11 protein-coding genes, 3 tRNA genes and 1 pseudogene are annotated in these 16,430 nt (G+C 67.5%); 7 read left to right on the top strand and 8 right to left on the bottom strand.

The window, feature by feature from the left end:
* Nucleotides 1–107: 107 nt before the first annotated feature.
* The gene (locus tag CCR98_RS06915) at nt 108–1,517 is read right to left on the bottom strand and encodes an ATP-binding protein (protein WP_087922021.1); all 1,410 of its coding nucleotides are present in this window, start codon (nt 1,515–1,517) and stop codon (nt 108–110) included.
* Between the two features lie 6 nt (nt 1,518–1,523).
* Complete coding sequence (locus CCR98_RS06910) at nt 1,524–2,252, bottom strand: response regulator (protein ID WP_057498358.1); 729 nt, start codon at nt 2,250–2,252, stop codon at nt 1,524–1,526.
* A gap of 204 nt (nt 2,253–2,456) precedes the next feature.
* Here CCR98_RS06910 and CCR98_RS06905 point away from each other — a divergent pair, with 204 nt between their 5' ends.
* The 3 genes from CCR98_RS06905 to CCR98_RS06895 are packed head-to-tail and all read left to right on the top strand — an operon-like array spanning nt 2,457 to nt 7,089.
* Nucleotides 2,457–3,698, top strand: a complete 1,242-nt coding sequence (locus CCR98_RS06905; protein WP_087922020.1) for an efflux RND transporter periplasmic adaptor subunit — start codon at nt 2,457–2,459, stop codon at nt 3,696–3,698.
* Nucleotides 3,695–5,653 carry a MacB family efflux pump subunit gene (locus CCR98_RS06900; protein ID WP_087922019.1) on the top strand — a complete coding sequence of 653 codons (1,959 nt, stop codon included), beginning with the start codon at nt 3,695–3,697 and terminating at the stop codon, nt 5,651–5,653. Before CCR98_RS06905 ends, CCR98_RS06900 begins: the two co-directional genes overlap by 4 nt.
* Nucleotides 5,650–7,089: a TolC family protein gene (locus CCR98_RS06895; RefSeq protein ID WP_087922018.1), complete on the top strand. Its 1,440-nt coding sequence runs from the start codon at nt 5,650–5,652 to the stop codon at nt 7,087–7,089. Before CCR98_RS06900 ends, CCR98_RS06895 begins: the two co-directional genes overlap by 4 nt.
* 93 nt (nt 7,090–7,182) lie before the next feature.
* Here CCR98_RS06895 and rlmB read toward each other — a convergent pair whose 3' ends face one another.
* The 3 genes and pseudogenes from rlmB to rnr all read right to left on the bottom strand — a co-directional run.
* The gene (gene rlmB, locus CCR98_RS06890; RefSeq protein ID WP_005408775.1) at nt 7,183–7,926 is read right to left on the bottom strand and encodes a 23S rRNA (guanosine(2251)-2'-O)-methyltransferase RlmB; all 744 of its coding nucleotides are present in this window, start codon (nt 7,924–7,926) and stop codon (nt 7,183–7,185) included.
* Nucleotides 7,927–8,019: 93 nt separating this feature from the next.
* On the bottom strand, nt 8,020–8,514 hold the full coding sequence (locus CCR98_RS06885; RefSeq protein ID WP_087922017.1) for a GFA family protein: 495 nt from the start codon (nt 8,512–8,514) through the stop codon (nt 8,020–8,022).
* Nucleotides 8,515–8,602: 88 nt separating this feature from the next.
* A pseudogene (gene rnr / locus CCR98_RS06880) lies at nt 8,603–10,831 on the bottom strand (ribonuclease R); the annotation flags it as partial.
* Between the two features lie 359 nt (nt 10,832–11,190).
* Here rnr and CCR98_RS06875 point away from each other — a divergent pair.
* Both CCR98_RS06875 and CCR98_RS06870 read left to right on the top strand, forming a co-directional pair.
* Nucleotides 11,191–11,275 (top strand) — tRNA-Leu (locus CCR98_RS06875).
* Nucleotides 11,276–11,391: 116 nt separating this feature from the next.
* Nucleotides 11,392–11,478: transfer RNA gene (locus CCR98_RS06870), tRNA-Leu, on the top strand.
* 82 nt (nt 11,479–11,560) lie between these two features.
* Here CCR98_RS06870 and CCR98_RS06865 read toward each other — a convergent pair.
* The gene (locus tag CCR98_RS06865) at nt 11,561–12,307 is read right to left on the bottom strand and encodes a sulfite exporter TauE/SafE family protein (RefSeq protein ID WP_087922015.1); all 747 of its coding nucleotides are present in this window, start codon (nt 12,305–12,307) and stop codon (nt 11,561–11,563) included.
* 99 nt (nt 12,308–12,406) lie between these two features.
* On the opposite strand from CCR98_RS06865, the gene CCR98_RS06860 reads away from it, so the two are divergent.
* Complete coding sequence (locus CCR98_RS06860; RefSeq protein ID WP_087922014.1) at nt 12,407–13,306, top strand: LysR family transcriptional regulator; 900 nt, start codon at nt 12,407–12,409, stop codon at nt 13,304–13,306.
* Between the two features lie 50 nt (nt 13,307–13,356).
* Nucleotides 13,357–13,441: transfer RNA gene (locus tag CCR98_RS06855), tRNA-Leu, on the top strand.
* Nucleotides 13,442–13,646: 205 nt separating this feature from the next.
* On the opposite strand, the gene emrB is transcribed toward CCR98_RS06855, so the two are convergent.
* Nucleotides 13,647–15,233, bottom strand: a complete 1,587-nt coding sequence (gene emrB, locus CCR98_RS06850) for a multidrug efflux MFS transporter permease subunit EmrB (RefSeq protein ID WP_087922013.1) — start codon at nt 15,231–15,233, stop codon at nt 13,647–13,649.
* Nucleotides 15,234–15,240: 7 nt separating this feature from the next.
* The gene (gene emrA / locus CCR98_RS06845; RefSeq protein ID WP_032956867.1) at nt 15,241–16,422 is read right to left on the bottom strand and encodes a multidrug efflux MFS transporter periplasmic adaptor subunit EmrA; all 1,182 of its coding nucleotides are present in this window, start codon (nt 16,420–16,422) and stop codon (nt 15,241–15,243) included.
* Nucleotides 16,423–16,430: the final 8 nt, after the last annotated feature.

The raw sequence follows: 16,430 nt of genomic DNA, 5'->3' as shown, positions 1-16,430 counted from the left end.
AATGGCATGCCGGCGGGAACGGGCTGGCTCATCGGGGGGAGACTGGGGAGATGCGCAGATGATAGGCCAAACCCCGGCCCCGGCGTCACCGTCCGCAGCTCACCGGCTCAGCCGGCACGGCCGGGCGCCACTACCTGGGCACTGGCCGGCCACTGCACCACCGCCTCCAGGCCACCTTCGGCCCGGTTGCGCAGCCACAGCCGGGCGCCGTCCTTCTCGGCCAGGGCGCGGGCGATGGTCAGGCCCAGGCCGGCCCCGCCGGTTTCGCGCGACCGCGAGGTTTCCACCCGCACGAACGGATCGAACACCGCCTCCAGCTGATCTTCGGCCAGGCCGGGGCCGTCATCGGCCACCACTACGGTGATCACACCGCCGCTGCGCTCGACCCGTACCCGCGCCCGCTGCGCATACATCACCGCGTTGTCCACCAGGTTCGAGAACAGGCGATGCATCGCCAGTGGCCGCAGCATCAGTACCGAACCACTGCCGCCTTCGAAGACCACATCGGCGCCACCTTCGGCGGTGTCCTCGACAATGCTCTCCAGCAGCGAATCCAGGTCGAGTGCGGCGCGCTGCTCGGCGCTTTCCGCACTGCGGGCCAGTTCCAGGCCCTCGCGCACCAGCGCCTGCATCGCCGCCAGGTCGCCGATCAGGCGCTCGCGCAGGGCTTCGTCGCTGACATTCTCCAGGCGCAGGCGCAGCCGGGTCAGCGGCGTCTGCAGGTCATGGGTGATCGCCGCCAGCATCTGCGTGCGTTCGGCCAGGTGCCGCTGCAGGCGGTGCTGCATGGCATTGAACGCTTCGGCGGCGCGCTGCACTTCACGCGGCCCGCGCAACGGCAACGGGTCGCGCTGCAGATCGTCGCCGAGGTCCTCGGCGGCGGCGGCCAGCTCCTGCAGCGGCGCGCTGGCCATGCGCGCAACGATATAGGCCAGCACGGCAATCGCCAGCACCAGCAGGGTCAGGAACCACGGGTCCACGGCGAGGATGCCGTTGTGCGCCACCGCCGGCGAGTCCAGCGCCAGCTTCAGCAGCGTGCCGTCGTTGAGGGTTACGTCCACTGCGCGGCATTTGGGCGGGATGAACGCCGGGTCCCGTTCGCGCGGCGGCCGCCGGTGGCCCGGCGGCGGCGGCGGCAACAGGTCCTGCAGCTTGGGAATGCAGGAGCGGAACGAAGCGAAGTGCACATGCGCGCGCGACACCGGCCCCGGACGGTCTTCCAGCACTTCCATCAGCGCCGTGTCGGCACGCCCGAGGCGGGCTCCGGGCTGCAGTGCGCGCACGCTCGGCCCGCCGATCGCCAGCAGGCGCTCGCGCAGCTCCGGATTGCCGTCCAGCAGGTTGACGTAGCCCTGCAGGCGGTCGGCGATGCGGTTCAGGTTCTGCCGCTCGAACTCCTGCTGGCGCTTGGAGGTGGCCAGCATGGTCGCACCGATCGCAGCCACCGCCATGCCCAGCAGCAGGATCACGAACAACCGCCCGACCATCGAGGACAGGAAATGGCGCAGGCGCTTCATCGCGGCTTATTCCAGGTTGACCGAGGAGGCCAGCACGTAGCCTTCGTTGCGCACGGTCTTGATCAGTCCGTCCGGGCCACCGTCGTCGCCCAGCTTGTTGCGCAGGCGGCTGACCTGCAGGTCGATCGCGCGGTCCTGTGCCTCGTAGTTGCGGCCACTGCTGAGCGCGACCAGCTGCTCGCGCGACAGCACCTTGTTGGCATGGGCAATGAACACCCGCAGCAGGCGGAACTCGGCGCCGGACAGCACCACCACGCGATCGTCCGGATCCACCAGGTGACGATGCTCCAGGTCGAACACCCAGCGCGAGAAGCGCGCGCGGCGTACCGCCAGCGGCTCCAGGTTGGCCGGCAGCGCCTCGGTCCGGCGCAGCACGTTGCGGATGCGCGCCAGCAGCTCGCGCGGTTCGAACGGCTTGGCCAGGTAATCATCGGCGCCCATTTCCAGGCCCAGCACGCGGTCTATCGGCTCGGCGCGTGCGGTCAGCATGATCACCGGCGTGTTCGAACGCGCGCGCAGGTCACGGCACAGGGTCAGGCCATCCTCGCGCGGCAGGTTCAGGTCCAGCACGATCAGGTCCACGTGCTCGCGGTCCAGCAGCTGGCGCATGGCCGTGCCATCGGCCGCGGTGCTCACCTGGTAGCCGGCACGGCCGAGCTGTTCGGCCAGCAGCGTGCGGATGTCATTGTCGTCGTCGACGATCAGCAGTCGATGCATCGGGTTTTCAGTCTCCATGTCGCGATCATCCCGTGTCGGCAGCTGAACCGCATCCGGGGCAATGCGTACCAGTGTATCCACCCACGGGCGGGATACCTGTGGTTACGCGCATTCACCGACAGTGTTACATACAGACATACCCCGAGGATTGAGCCGTCCATCGCCCGGTCTTCACAATGCCCACCAACGCCGCACGCGCGGCCCCGAGAGTGAAGCCACGACGTGACGTTCCGCCTGCTGCCCGCGACCCGCCGGAGTCGCCTGATACTGATCGCCCTGCTTGCCCTGATCGTCGCCGCAGCCGCCTGGTGGCTGCTGCGCAAGCCTGCGGCCCCGGCGGTGGCCACCTCGCCGGTCAGCCGCGGTGACATCGAGCAGACGGTGGATGCCACCGGCGTGATCGATGCCTACAAGCTGGTCAGCGTCGGTGCGCAGGCCTCGGGCCAGATCAAGTCGCTGAAAGTGCAGCTGGGCGACACCGTGAAGGAAGGCGACCTGATCGCCGAGATCGACGCCACCACCCAGCAGAACCAGGTGCTCAACGCGCAGGCCTCGCTGGACCAGGTCACCGCCCAGCGCGCCGTGCAGCAGGCCACCCTGCGCCAGGCCGAACTGGAGTTCGCGCGCCAGCAGCAGATGCTGGCCGCCGAGGCCACCTCACGCCAGGAATACGATGCCGCCGAAGCACAGCTGAAGACTGCGCGCGCCCAGCTGCAGTCCTACGAGGCGCAGATCAAGGGCCGCGAAACCGAGCTGGGCACCGCCCGCGCCAACCTGGCCTATACCCGCATCACCGCGCCGATGGATGGCACCGTGGTCGCGGTGGTGGCCGAGGAAGGCCGCACCGTGAACGCCAACCAGACCGCGCCCACCATCGTCATGCTGGCCCGGCTGGACGTGGTCACCGTCAATGCCGAGATCTCCGAAGCCGACGTGGTCAAGATCAAGGCCGGCATGCCGGTGTACTTCACCACGCTGGGCGACCCCGACCGCAAGTACCACGCCACGCTGCGCCAGATCAATCCGGCGCCGGCCTCGATCGCCAACGAGAGTTCGTCCAGTTCCAGCAGTTCGTCCAGTTCCAGTTCCAGCAGCGCGGTCTACTACAACGCGTTGTTCGACGTGGAGAACCCGGATGGCACCCTGCGCATCGACATGACCGCGCAGGTCTCGGTGCTGCTGAAGCAGGCCAAGGGCGTGCTGATGGTGCCGGCGGTAGCACTGGGGCCGAAGCGCCGTGGCGACGAGCGCATGGTGCGGGTGCTGGACGACAAGGGCCAGCCGCAGCCGCGCAAGGTCACCGTGGGCATCAACAACGGCGCCTCGGCCGAGATCCTGTCCGGGCTGAAGGAAGGCGAGCGCGTGGTGGTCGGCGAAGCCGGTGCGGCCGGTGCCAGCGCCGGCGGCGGCAACCGCGGCGGCATGCAGATGCGGGTCGGCGGCCCGGGCATGGGGCGCCGATGAGCACGACGGCGCCGCTGCTGCGCCTGCGCGACCTGCGACGCGAGTTCCCGGCCGGCGACGAAGTGATCGCCGTGCTGCGTGACGTCAATCTCGACATCCACGCCGGTGAGATGGTGGCCATCGTCGGCCAGTCCGGCTCGGGCAAGTCGACGCTGATGAACATCCTCGGCTGCCTCGATCGTCCGACCCGTGGCAGCTACCAGGTAGCTGGCCGCGAGACCGGGAAGATGGAGCCGGACGAGCTGGCTGAACTGCGCCGCGAGCATTTTGGTTTCATCTTCCAGCGCTACCACCTGCTGGGTGATCTGGATGCACGCGGCAATGTGGAAGTGCCAGCGGTGTACGCCGGCAGCCCCGGCCCGGTGCGCAACGCGCGTGCCGAGCAGCTGCTGCAGCGGCTGGGCCTGAGCGACCGCATGCATCACAAGCCGGGCCAGCTGTCCGGTGGCCAGCAGCAGCGCGTGTCGATCGCACGTGCCCTGATGAACGGCGGCGAGGTGATCCTGGCCGACGAACCGACCGGTGCGCTCGACACGAAATCCGGCGAGGAAGTGATGGCGATCCTCGGTGAGCTGCATGCCGAAGGCCACACCATCATCATCGTCACCCACGACATGAGCGTGGCCGAGCACGCACAGCGCATCATCGAAATCCGCGACGGCGAGATCATCGCCGACCGTGCCAACCCGAACGCACCTAGCTACCGCGCGCAGCGCGAGGCCAGCACCGGCGTCGCCCGCGGCAACAGCTGGCGGGCGGCACGCGATCGCTTCACCGAAGCGTTCCGCATGGCCCTGCTGGCGATGAACGCGCACCGCCTGCGCACCTTCCTGACCATGCTCGGCATCATCATCGGCATCGCCTCGGTGGTCTCGGTGGTGGCGCTGGGCAACGGCTCGCAGCAGCAGATCCTGCAGAACATCAGCGCGCTCGGCACCAACACCATCGACGTCTACCCCGGTCGTGGTTTCGGCGACATGCGCTCGGCACGGGTGCAGACCCTCAAGGCCAGCGATGCCGATGCATTGGCAAAGCAGAGCTACGTGGACAGCGCCACCCCCAGCGTGTCGACCTCGGTCACCGCGCGTTACCGCAACCAGTCGTCCACCGCCCAGGTCAGCGGCGTCGGCGAGCAGTTCTTCCGGGTCAAGGGCGTGACCCTGCTCAATGGCAGCTTCTTCGACGCCGACGCGGTCAAGGGCCTGGGCCAGGTCGCAGTGATCGACGAGAACACCCAGACCCAGTTCTTCCCCGATGTCGATCCGGTCGGCCAGGTGATCCTGCTCGGCAACGTGCCGGCACGCGTGGTCGGCGTGGCCAAGCGCCAGAGTTTCGGCTTCGGCGGCAGTACCAGCCTCAGCGTATGGGTGCCCTACACCACGGTGATGTCGCGCATGCTCGGCCAGAGCCACGTGTCCAGCATCACCGTGCGGGTGGACGACGCCACGCCGATGGATGCCGCGCAGGAAGCGATCACCCGCCTGCTGACCATGCGCCATGGCACCGAAGACTTCTTCCTCAGCAACAGCGCCGAAATCCGCCAGACCATCGAGCAGACCACGCGCACGATGACGCTGCTGATCGGCGCCATCGCCGCCATCGCGCTGCTGGTCGGCGGCATCGGCGTGATGAACATCATGCTGGTGTCGGTGACCGAACGCACCCGCGAGATCGGCGTGCGCATGGCCGTCGGTGCGCGGCAGAGCGATATCCGCCAGCAGTTCCTGATCGAAGCGGTGCTGGTCTGCCTGCTCGGCGGCGTGCTCGGCATCGGCCTTGCGCTGCTGCTGGGCTCGATGATCGGCCGCTTCGCCAACGACTTCCAGGTGATGTTCTCCACCGCCTCGATCGTCGCCGCGTTTGCCTGCTCGACCCTGATCGGCGTGGCGTTCGGCTTCCTGCCTGCGCGCAACGCCGCACAGCTCGACCCGGTGGAGGCCCTGGCCCGCGAATGAAGATGATGACCCGACTGCCCTTCCCTGCTTCCCCGCGCCTGCTGCTGGCCGGTGCCGTTCTGCTCGCCCTGTCCGGCTGTGCGTCGATAGGCCGCTATCCGGTGCACGACCCCGACGTGGCGGCGACCTACGGTCGAGGCGACGCCACCCGCAATGCGCCCGCCGACGACCCGCGCAGCAGCCTGGATACACCGGGCCGCGACATCCGCCAGGACACCTGGTGGACCGGCTTCGGTGATGAACGCCTGGACCGCCTGGTGGCGCAGGCACTGGCGGCCAACAGCGATCTGGCCGCCGCCGGCCTGGCCGTGCAGCGTTCGCGCCTGCAGGCCGGCCTGGCCAGCAACGCGCTGTGGCCACAACTTTCGTCATCCGGCGTCAGCGGCAGCGCCAGCCGCGCCACCGACCAGGCCGACGACTGGCGCCGCAGCTATTCCACCGGCGTCTCGCTGGGCTGGGAAGTGGACCTGTGGGGCCGCCTGCGTACCCAGCGCGACATCGCCCGCTGGGAAGCCGAGGCCAGCGAGGAGGACCGGCAGAACACCGCCCTGCTGGTGATCAGCGACACCATCACCCAGTACTGGAACCTGGCCTACCTGAACCAGTCGATTGCCACCGGCCAGGCCAACCTGGAGCGGCTGGAACGCACCCGCGAGCTGGTGCAGGCCCGCTTCGACGCCGGTGCGGTATCACGCCTGGAAGTGCGCCAGGCACTGCAGAACCTGCAGGCGCAGCGGTCCTCGCAGAGCGCGCTGGAACAGCAGCGGGTGGAGGTGCGCAACGCGCTGACCGTGCTGCTGGACGGCACGCCCTGGCCCCAGCAGGACGAACCGCAGGACCTGCTGGGCGCACGCAGCCCGGGCATCGCCGAAGGCCTGCCGAGCGACCTGCTCGGCCGCCGTCCCGACCTGCGCGCGGCCGAACTTCGCCTGCGCAACAGCCTGAAGACCATCAAGGTCACCGCCACCCAGTACTACCCGGCGCTGAGCCTGACCGGCAGCCTCGGTTCCAGCGCGACCTCGCTGGGCGATGTGCTGCGCAATCCAGTGGCCACGCTGGGCGCCGGCCTGTCGCTGCCGTTCCTCAACCTGCAGCGCGCGCAGCTGGATACCGATATCGCCGGCACCGCCTACCAGATCGCCGCCACCAACTTCCGCAAGACGCTGTACACCGCGCTCTCGGAAGTGGACAACGCGCTGTCGGCACGCGAGCAGCTGGCGCGCCAGGTGGCGGCCTCGCAGGCCTCGTACGACGAAGCGGTGGAAGTGGAGCGTGCGCAGGAAGTGCGCTACCGCGTGGGCGCCACCGACCTGCGCACCTGGCTGGAAGCGCAGCAGACCCGGCGTGATGCCGAGCTGTCGCTGGCGCGCGTGCGCCAGGGCCAGCTGAACAACGACGTGACCCTGTTCAAGGCGCTGGGCGGCAGCGCCGGGTAACGTCTTCTGTAGAGCCGAGCCCATGCTCGGCTGCGCTTTGATCGAGAACGTGATAGCCGAGCATAGGCTCGGCTCTACAAGCGCTGCTGCCAATCAACCGCGCTGGCGCACGGCCTCGAACAGGCTGACGCCGGCGGCGACGGAGACGTTCAGGCTCTCGATCTCGCCCGGCATCGGGATCTTGACCAGGCCATCGCAGTTCTCGCGGGTCAGGCGGCGCAGGCCATCGGCTTCGCCGCCCAGCACCAGGGCGATGTTGCCCTTCAGGTCCAGCTGGTACAGCGAGGCGGTGGCTTCACCGGCCAGGCCGTAGATCCACACGCCCTGCTTCTGCAGGTCCTTCAGGCAACGCGACAGGTTGGTCACCGCCACCACCGGGATGAGATCGGCGGCACCCGCCGAGGTCTTGCGCACAGTGGCATTGACCGTGGCCGACTTGTCCTTCGGGATGATCACCGCGGTCGCCCCGGCGGCAGCGGCCGAGCGCAGACAGGCGCCGAGGTTGTGCGGGTCCTGCACCTCATCCAGCACCAGCAGCAGGGCCTTGCCCTCAGCCGCGGTGACCAGGCCTTCCAGCTCGTTCTCGCTGTAGGTGCGAGCGGCAGCATAGCGCGCGGCCACGCCCTGGTGGCGCACCGAACCGCCGACACCGTCCAGCGCCTGGCTGTTCACCTTGCGCACGTCGATGCCCTTGCGGCGGGCGTTTTCCTCGATCTCGGTCAGGCGCGGGTTCTTCGCACCGGCCTCGACCAGCACTTCGCGGACGTTCTCGGCGTCGTTCTCGATGGAGGAGGCGACGGCGTTGACGCCGACAATCCACTGGCTGTTCTTGCTCATGCGGGCGGGGACCGGAAAGGGGGTGGCTATGGTAGAGCATCGGCGTCGACCGCGCTGCGCGCTCGCCGGGCACGGCCCGGCGCTACCCGCCGCTCAGCCTTCGGCGGAGCGGCTGCGCGGCGGCCAGTGGGGGGTGTCGTGGTCGGGGTGCTGGTGGGACACGATGGTGGCCAGGAACTCCAGCGCCGCGATGTCTTCTTCGGTGTGCCGCGCCGGCACGCTGGACAGGCTGTCAACGAACGGCAGCTTGCGCTCCACCCCGTACTGGATCGTCGGTGGCAGGCGTTCCGGCTCGTCGAAGGCGCCGGCGGCCACGGCCACGCCATCCGGGGCCTCGTAGGTCAGGGGTGTGCCGCAGTCGGCGCAGAAACCACGCCGCACCACGTTGGACGACTGGAAATAGCGCGGCTGGCCGCGGGTCCAGCTGAACTGCACGCCGCGCACGGATACCAGCGGCGCGTAATAGGCACCGAACGCCTTCTGGCACATCCGGCAATGGCAGATCGAGCTGTCGGTCAGCGCGCCGCGCGCCTGGAAGCGGATCGCGCCGCACTGGCAGCCGCCGCTGTATTCGGGTTGGCCCTGCATGGTGAGTTCCTCCAGAAGATCGTGTCGACCAAGGTCGACACCCACCTGACGAGCGGTGGGTGCCGACCGTTGGTCGGCACGCCTTTCATCAATATTGCTTCTTGGTGCGCTTGGCCGGCTTGCCACGCTCGGGCAGCGGCGGCAGGCCATCTCCTTCATCCTCACCCTTGTGCTCGACCAGGCGGAAGTCGATCTTGCGCTCTTCCATGCTGGCCTTCAGCACCAGGATGCGCACGCGGTCGCCCAGCCGATAGCTGCTGCCACGGCGTTCGCCGGTCAGCGTCTTGCGGGTGGCGTCGAACTTGTAATAGTCCTGCGGCAGCTGGGTCACATGCACCAGGCCCTGCACCTTCGACTCGTCCAGTTCCACGAACAGGCCGAAACTGGTTACGCCGCTGATCACGCCGTCGAACTGGCCGCCCACGTGCTTTTCCATCCACGCCGCGCGGTAACGCTCGTCGACTTCGCGCTCGGCTTCGTCGGCACGACGCTCGCGCTCGGAACACTGCAGCGCCAGGGCCGCCATTTCGCGCGCGTTGTAGGTGAACTTGTCCAGCGGCTTGCCGGACAACGCGTGCTTGATCGCGCGGTGCACCAGCAGATCGGGGTAACGGCGGATCGGCGAGGTGAAGTGCGCGTACGCCTCCAGCGCCAGGCCGAAGTGGCCATGGTTCTCCGGGCTGTAGATGGCCAGGCTCTGGCTGCGCAGCAGCACCGATTCCAGCAGCGTGGCATCGGGGCGGTCGCGGATCTTCTTCAGCAGCTTGGTGTAATCGCCCGGGCGCACCTTCGACCACGGCGGCAGGCTCAGCTTGAACTCCTTGAGGAATTCCAGCAGGTCGGCGTACTTGGTTTCCGGCGGCTTTTCATGGATGCGGTACGGCGCCGGCACATGGCGCGACAGCAGGTACCTGGCCGCCTCGACGTTGGCCGCGATCATGCACTCCTCGATCAGCTTGTGTGCATCGTTGCGCACCAGCATGCCGGCCTGGGTCACTTCACCGCGGTTGTCCAGCACGAAGCGCACTTCGCTGCTTTCGAACTCGATGGCACCGCGCTTGGCGCGTGCCTTGGACAGCACCTTGTACAGCTGGTGCAGGCGCTGCACCTGCGGCAGCAGGTCGCCCATCCAGGCCTTGGTATCGGCATCGTCCTCGCCCACCGCCTTCCACACCTGGGTGTAAGTCAGGCGCGCATGCGAGTTCATCACCGCCTCGTAGAAGCGCGAATGCGTGACCAGGCCATCGCGGTCGATCTGCATGTCGCAGACAAAGCACATGCGGTCGACCTTCGGCATCAGCGAGCAGATGCCGTTGGACAGCGTCTCCGGCAGCATCGGCACCACGAAGCCCGGGAAGTACACCGAAGTGGCGCGCTTCTGCGCCTCCTCATCCAGCGGCGTGCCGGGGCGCACGTAGTTCGAGACATCGGCGATCGCCACCACCAGGCGGAAACCCTCGGCATTCGGCTCGCAGTACACCGCGTCGTCGAAGTCCTTGGCATCCTCACCGTCGATGGTGACCAGCGGCGTGCTGCGCAGGTCGACGCGGTCGCCGATCATTGCGGGCTCGACCACCAGCGGCACCGAGGCCGCTTCGTCCAGCACCTCCTGCGGGAACTCGAACGGCAGCTCGTGGCCGTGGATGGCGGTCTCCACCACCAGCGACGCGGTCAGCTTGTCGCCCAGCACGGCGATGATGCGGCCGATCGGCGGACGGCGGCTGTCCGGCGCCTGGGTCAGTTCGCAGACCACCAGCTGGCCGTCGCGTGCACCACCGGTCTGGTCCGGCGGCACCTGCACGTTGCGCTGCACGCGCTTGTCGTCGGGCACCACATAGTTGATGCCCATCTCGATGCTGAAGCGGCCGATCAGGCGGGTCATGCCGCGTTCGAGCACACGGGCGATGCTGCCTTCGCGACGGCCGCGGTGATCGATGCCGGTCACGCGGGCCAGCACCTTGTCGCCGTGCATCACCTTGCGCATCTCATACGGCGGCAGGAACAGGTCGTCGCCGCCTTCGACCGGGCGCAGGAAGCCGAACCCTTCCGGGTTGGCGATCACCACGCCGGTGACCAGGTTCAGTGTCTGGATCGGAGCGAAACCGCCCCGGCGGTTCTGCACCAGCTGGCCATCGCGGACCATGGCGCCGAGCCGGCGCGACAGCGCCTCGGCCCGGTCCGGTGCGGTCAAGCCCAGGCGCGCGCCTAGTTCTTCAGCAGTCTGCGGCCCTTCGCAGCGCTCCAGCAGGGCCAGGATGGCCTCGCGGCTGGCGATGGGCTGTTCGTATTTCTCGGCTTCGCGGGCGGCATAGGGATCGTCGATCTCCTTGCCGGTCGGCGGCAGCTTGCGGCCCGGTGCCGGGCCCGGGGCGTCGGTACTACGCGCCTTGCGGCCTCGCGGCGGTGCACCGCCGTCATTCAATTCGGGGAACCAGCCCGGCAACGGCTTGCCCGGCTTGGGGGTGCGGGCTGCGCCCGTCTTGGCGCCCTTCTTCGGGGCCTGGCTGCGGGACGTGCTCCCGCCCTTGCTTGGTTTTTTGGTAGTCATCGCCCTACATGGTAGCCGCTGACGGCGTGCAGAACGGGTCAGCGGCCGCCTTGAAGGCCTTGCATGAAAAATATTCAGGAAGTCGTTGACAGCCTGCGGATTCATCTTCACAATTGCGCCTCTGGAACGCCCAGGTGGCGGAATTGGTAGACGCACTAGTTTCAGGTACTAGCGGGTAAAACCGTGGAGGTTCGAGTCCTCTCCTGGGCACCAACGAAAAACTCCTCGCTTCGGCGGGGATTTTTTTTGCCTGTCATCCGGCGCCGGGATCGGTCCTGCAAAAAGTATTGACACCCCCATAACAACACCCCATAATCTCGCTCCTCGACGCCCAGGTGGCGGAATTGGTAGACGCACTAGCTTCAGGTGCTAGCGGGGGCAACTTCGTGGAGGTTCGAGTCCTCTCCTGGGCACCATGTCGAGAAAGAAAACAACCCGCGCAAGCGGGTTTTTTCTTGCCCGTGATTCGAGCTTTTGTAGAGCCGGCCGCGAACACCATCAGAACAACGGCCGCAGCACCAGCTCCAGCCCAAGCAGCAGCAGGAACCCGAGAAAACAGCCGCGGAACACGCGCGCACTGATCCGCTGCCGGATCACCTGGCCCAGCCACATGCCCAGCAGCGCCGGAAGCACCGCCAGCGCACTCAGGCCGAGTTGCTGGATGCCGAACGCACCGTGCAGCACCAGGCCCGTGGTCAGCGCAATCGTCGACACGGTGAACGCCAGCCCGAGCGCCTGCACCAGCTCCTCGCGCTGCAGCCCCAGCGACTGCAGGTACGGCACCGCCGGCATCACGAACACACCCGTCGCACCCGTCACCACACCGGACAGCGCACCCACCAGCGGCCCCAGCCAACGCTCGCGCCGCTGCGGTACGCGGAACACCGGCGCGAGCAGCGCATACGCCGCGTAGACCACCAGCGCCACGCCCAACGCCACGCGCGACCAGGTGCGATCGACCCGCACCAGCAACGCGGCCGAACCCAGCGTCACTACCACAACGGCCAGCATCATCGGCCACAGGCGTCGCACGATGTGGCCCAGTGACGGCCCGGACAGCAGCTGCCACGCATTGGTGACGAAAGTTGGAATGAACAGCATCGACGCCGCCGCCACCGGCGACAGCGCGCCACCGAGCAGGCCCATCGCCACCGTCGGCAGCCCCATCCCCGTCACGCCCTTGACCACGCCAGCCAGCACGAACACCACCACCAGCAGCACGTAGAAGTACATCGATTCATTCATGCCTTCATTGGATCGGGCCGCCGCCCGGCGCACAATGCGGTCTTCCCGGCCCCGCCTTCGGCTGACCCGAAGGCTCGGGCGTTGCGATGAGGGCATCACATGCGGATGGACATTGCCGACCTGCGGCTGTTCCTGGCGATTGCCGAAGCGGGCAGCATCACCGCCGGTGCAGCGCAGGCGAACCTGGCCCTGGGTTCGGCCAGCGAACGCCTGCGCACGATCGAAGCCGATGCCGGCACCCCGCTGCTGGACCGGCATCCACGTGGCGTCAGCCTGACCGAAGCCGGCGCCGCCCTCGCCCACCATGCACGTCTGATCCTGCAGCAGCAGGCACAGCTGCGTGGCGAACTGCAGGCGTTCGCGCATGGCGCGCGCGGCACCCTGCATCTGTATGCCAATACGGCCGCGCTGACCAACTACCTGCCCGCGCGGCTCGCACCGTGGCTGGCCGAACGCCCGCGCCTGCATGTCGAACTGATCGAGCGCACCAGCCCCGAAGTCGTACGCGCGATCGGTGCCGGCCAGGCCGAGGCCGGCATCATCAGTGACGCGGTCGACGCCGCCGGCCTGCAGCAGCATGTGGTCGCCGAAGACCCGCTGGTGATGCTGCTGCCGGCCGAACACCGCCTCGCCTCGCGGCGCAGCGTGACCTTCGCCGAGGTTGCCGGCGAGACCTTCGTTGCCCTCGCCGATGGCAATGCACTGCAGACCTACATCGAGGACCAGGCGCGCGACATCGGGCGCCACCTGGATGTGCGCATCCGCATGAAGACCTTCGAAGGCGTGTGCATCATGGTCGGCCACGGCATCGGCGTCGGCATCGTGCCGCGGACCATGGCGCGCCAGCATCGGCGCAGCACGCACACGGTTGGCATACCGCTCTCCGATGCGTGGGCACAACGTCGCCTGTGTGCGTGTTTCGCCGAGTGGACGCAACTGTCACCAGCGATGCGCAGCCTGCTGCATCACCTCGGCGTGCAGCCACAGAAAAAAGTGTGAAATGTTGTTGACACATCCCCTGTCGTTCCCCATAATTCGTCTCCTGAGTCGCCCAGGTGGCGGAATTGGTAGACGCACTAGTTTCAGGTACTAGCGGGTAAAACCGTGGAGGTTCGAGTCCTCTCCTGGGCACCACGACTCAAGATGATCAAACCCGCGAAAGCGGGTTTTTTCGTTTCCGGGGTCTGCCATGTCGACGCGATGGCGACGCTCATCCACGCATGGCGTGGATCCACCGGATTGCACAACGCTCCAAACAAAAACCCCGCCTTCCGGCGGGGTTTCTGCATTCCAGTAGATCCACGCCATGCGTGGTTGCATTTGGCGGGAACGCCGCCGGTCAGTGCCCGCCACCGGCGGCTGCACCCGCACCCGCCCCGAACGGCGGTTTGGCCAGCCACAGGAACGCGATGATCGCCAGAAAGATCCAGCCCAGCAGGAAGAAGATGTCGTTGAAGCCCATCTGCGACGCCTGGTGGTTGATCATGTTGTTCAGTACCGCTGCGCCGTGTTGCAGGTCGCCCTGCCCCATCGCCGTGACCTGCTCCTGCATGCCCGGCTGATAGGCAGAGATGTGCTCGGTCAGGTCGGCATGGTGCACCTGGGTGCGCCGCGCCCACAGCCACGTCGTCAGCGACGCCGCGAAGCTGCCGCCCAGCGTGCGCAGGAACGTGGCCAGGCCGGAGCCCGCCGCGATCTCGCGACCATCCAGGTCCGACAGCAGGATCTGCAGCACAGGCATGAAGAACAGCGCGACGCCGATGCCCATGATCAGCTGTACGCCGGCCACGTGCATGTAGTCCACCTGCAGGTTGAAGTTCGATCGCAGGAAGCTGGTCATCGACAGCACGATGAAGGCCACCGTGGCCAGCATGCGCATGTCGAAGCGCGATGCGTACTTGCCCACGAATGGCGTCATGATCACCGGCAGGATGCCGATCGGTGCGGTCGCCAGGCCTGCCCAGATCGCGGTGTAGCCCATGTCACGCTGCAGCCACTGCGGAATCAGCAGGGCCACGCTGAAGAACGCCGCGTAGGCCACCACCATCGCCAGCGTACCGGCGCGGAAGTTGCGATGACGGAACAGCTTCAGGTCGACGATCGGATCCTTGTCGGTCAGTTCCCAGATCAGGAACACCGTCAACGTCACCACCGCCACGCAGGCCAGCACCACGATCTTCATCGACGAGAACCAGTCCTCGTCGTTGCCCAGATCGAGCACCAGCTGCAGCGCACCGACGCCGATCACCAGGGTGATCAGGCCAACGTAGTCCATCTTCGGCTTCTCGATCTGCTCCGGGCGTCCCTTCAGCTGGTTGCCCACCACCAGCGCGGCGAAGATGCCCAGCGGCACATTGATCAGGAAGATCCATTCCCAGCTGTAGTTGTCGGTGATCCAGCCACCGAGGATCGGACCGCAGATGGGCGCCACCACCGTGATCATCGCCAGCAGCGCCAGCGCTTGCCCGCGTTTCTCGCGCGGATAGATCGAGACCAGCAGCGACTGCGTGATCGGGTACATCGGGCCGGCCACGAAGCCCTGCAGCGCACGCGACAGCACCAGCATGCCCATGCTCTGCGCCAGGCCGCACAGCAGCGAGGTGATGACGAAGGCCAGCGTGGCCCAGACGAACAGCTTGCGTTCGCCGAAGCGGCGGCTGAGCCAGCCGGTCAGCGGCAGCGCGATGGCCGTGCTGACCGCGAACGAGGTGATGACCCAGGTCGCCTGCTGCGAACTGGCGCCGAGGTTACCGGCGATGGTCGGCAGCGAGACGTTGGCGATGGTGGTGTCGAGCACCTGCATGAACGACGCCATCGCCAGGCCCACGGTGCACAGGGCGACACTGGGTGGCAGGAACCCGGAGGCCGCACCCGGCGCCGCCGGGGCGCCCGGAGCGCCGGGCGCGGCTGGAGCTTGTGCGGACATGGCGACCTCAGCCCACCTTCGCCTGTTGCTGCGGCAGGTTGCCCTGGATGATCGTGTGGATCACCTCATCGGCATCATGCAGCTGCTTGGCATACACGTCGGTGTCGAACACCGTGCCCTTGGCCGGGGTGCTCGGCAGCACTTCGCCCTTCTGGTCGCGCAGGCTCACTTCGGCCTTCATCGACAGGCCGATGCGCAGCGGGTGTTCGGCCAGCTGCTTGGCATCGATGGCGATGCGCACCGGCACGCGCTGCACGATCTTGATCCAGTTGCCGCTGGCATTCTGCGCCGGCAGCAGCGAGAACGCCGAGCCGGTGCCCAGGCCCAGGCTCTGGATGCGGCCCTTGTACTTCACGTCACCAGCGTACAGGTCCGACTTCAGCTCCACTTCCTGGCCCAGGCGCATATGGCGCAGCTGGGTTTCCTTGAAGTTGGCCTCGACCCACATCTGCTCGGTCGGCACCACGGCCATCAGGGCATTGCCCGGCTGCACGCGCTGGCCCACCTGCACCGAACGACGGGCGACGTAGCCGGTGACCGGCGCGACGATGCCGGCGCGTGCGTTGTTGAGGAAGGCCTGGCGCAGCTGCGCGGCGGCGGCCTGCACGTCCGGCTGGGTGGCGATCACGGTGTCGTCGACCAGCGCGCGGTTGCGCTCGACCGTCTCGCGCGAACCGGCCACGGCCGCTTCGGCAGCGGCCAGCTCATCGCGGGCGTGGGCCAGTTCTTCATTGGAGATGGCGCCGGTGGCGGCCAGGTCCTTGCGACGGGCGAAATCTTCGCGCACGCGCTTCAGGGTCACCTGGCGGGCGTTCAAGTCCGCCTGCGCGCCCTCCACGCTGCGGTACAGGCCACGGGTCTGGCGCACGGTCTTGGCGAGGTTGGCTTCGGCCTGCTGCAGCGCCACCGAGGTGTCGGAGGGGTCCAGCTGCACCAGCAGCTGGCCGCGCTCCACGCGCATGCCGTCATCGGCATTGATGGCGACCACGGTACCGGCCACCAGCGGGGTGATCTGCACCTGGTTGCCCTGCACGTAGGCATCGTCGGTCTCTTCGAACCAACGGCCGAACATGAAGTACCACAGCGCCAGTGCGGCAAGCAGCAGCACGACGATCACGAACAGGCCGCGCAGCAGGTTGCCGCGACGGTTGGGGGCGGCCGGGGCCGCGGTGTCTTGGGTCTGGCTCATGGCGGAAG

This window comes from Stenotrophomonas sp. WZN-1, from assembly GCF_002192255.1.
Classification (GTDB): Bacteria; Pseudomonadota; Gammaproteobacteria; order Xanthomonadales; family Xanthomonadaceae; genus Stenotrophomonas.
The sequence above is the reverse complement of the archived record's forward strand: the minus strand, read 5'-3'. Positions and strand labels throughout refer to the sequence as shown.

Bases quoted from the DNA above. Each gene is read 5' to 3' on its own strand.
- emrB (WP_087922013.1), bottom strand. From the start codon at position 15,233: ATGTCCGCACAAGCTCCAGCCGCGCCCGGCGCTCCGGGCGCCCCGGCG.
- CCR98_RS06900 (WP_087922019.1), top strand. From the start codon at position 3,695: ATGAGCACGACGGCGCCGCTGCTGCGCCTGCGCGACCTGCGACGCGAG.
- emrA (WP_032956867.1), bottom strand. From the start codon at position 16,422: ATGAGCCAGACCCAAGACACCGCGGCCCCGGCCGCCCCCAACCGTCGC.
- CCR98_RS06860 (WP_087922014.1), top strand. From the start codon at position 12,407: ATGCGGATGGACATTGCCGACCTGCGGCTGTTCCTGGCGATTGCCGAA.
- CCR98_RS06885 (WP_087922017.1), bottom strand. From the start codon at position 8,514: ATGCAGGGCCAACCCGAATACAGCGGCGGCTGCCAGTGCGGCGCGATC.
- CCR98_RS06915 (WP_087922021.1), bottom strand. From the start codon at position 1,517: ATGAAGCGCCTGCGCCATTTCCTGTCCTCGATGGTCGGGCGGTTGTTC.
- rlmB (WP_005408775.1), bottom strand. From the start codon at position 7,926: ATGAGCAAGAACAGCCAGTGGATTGTCGGCGTCAACGCCGTCGCCTCC.
- CCR98_RS06910 (WP_057498358.1), bottom strand. From the start codon at position 2,252: ATGGAGACTGAAAACCCGATGCATCGACTGCTGATCGTCGACGACGAC.
- CCR98_RS06895 (WP_087922018.1), top strand. From the start codon at position 5,650: ATGAAGATGATGACCCGACTGCCCTTCCCTGCTTCCCCGCGCCTGCTG.
- CCR98_RS06865 (WP_087922015.1), bottom strand. From the start codon at position 12,307: ATGAATGAATCGATGTACTTCTACGTGCTGCTGGTGGTGGTGTTCGTG.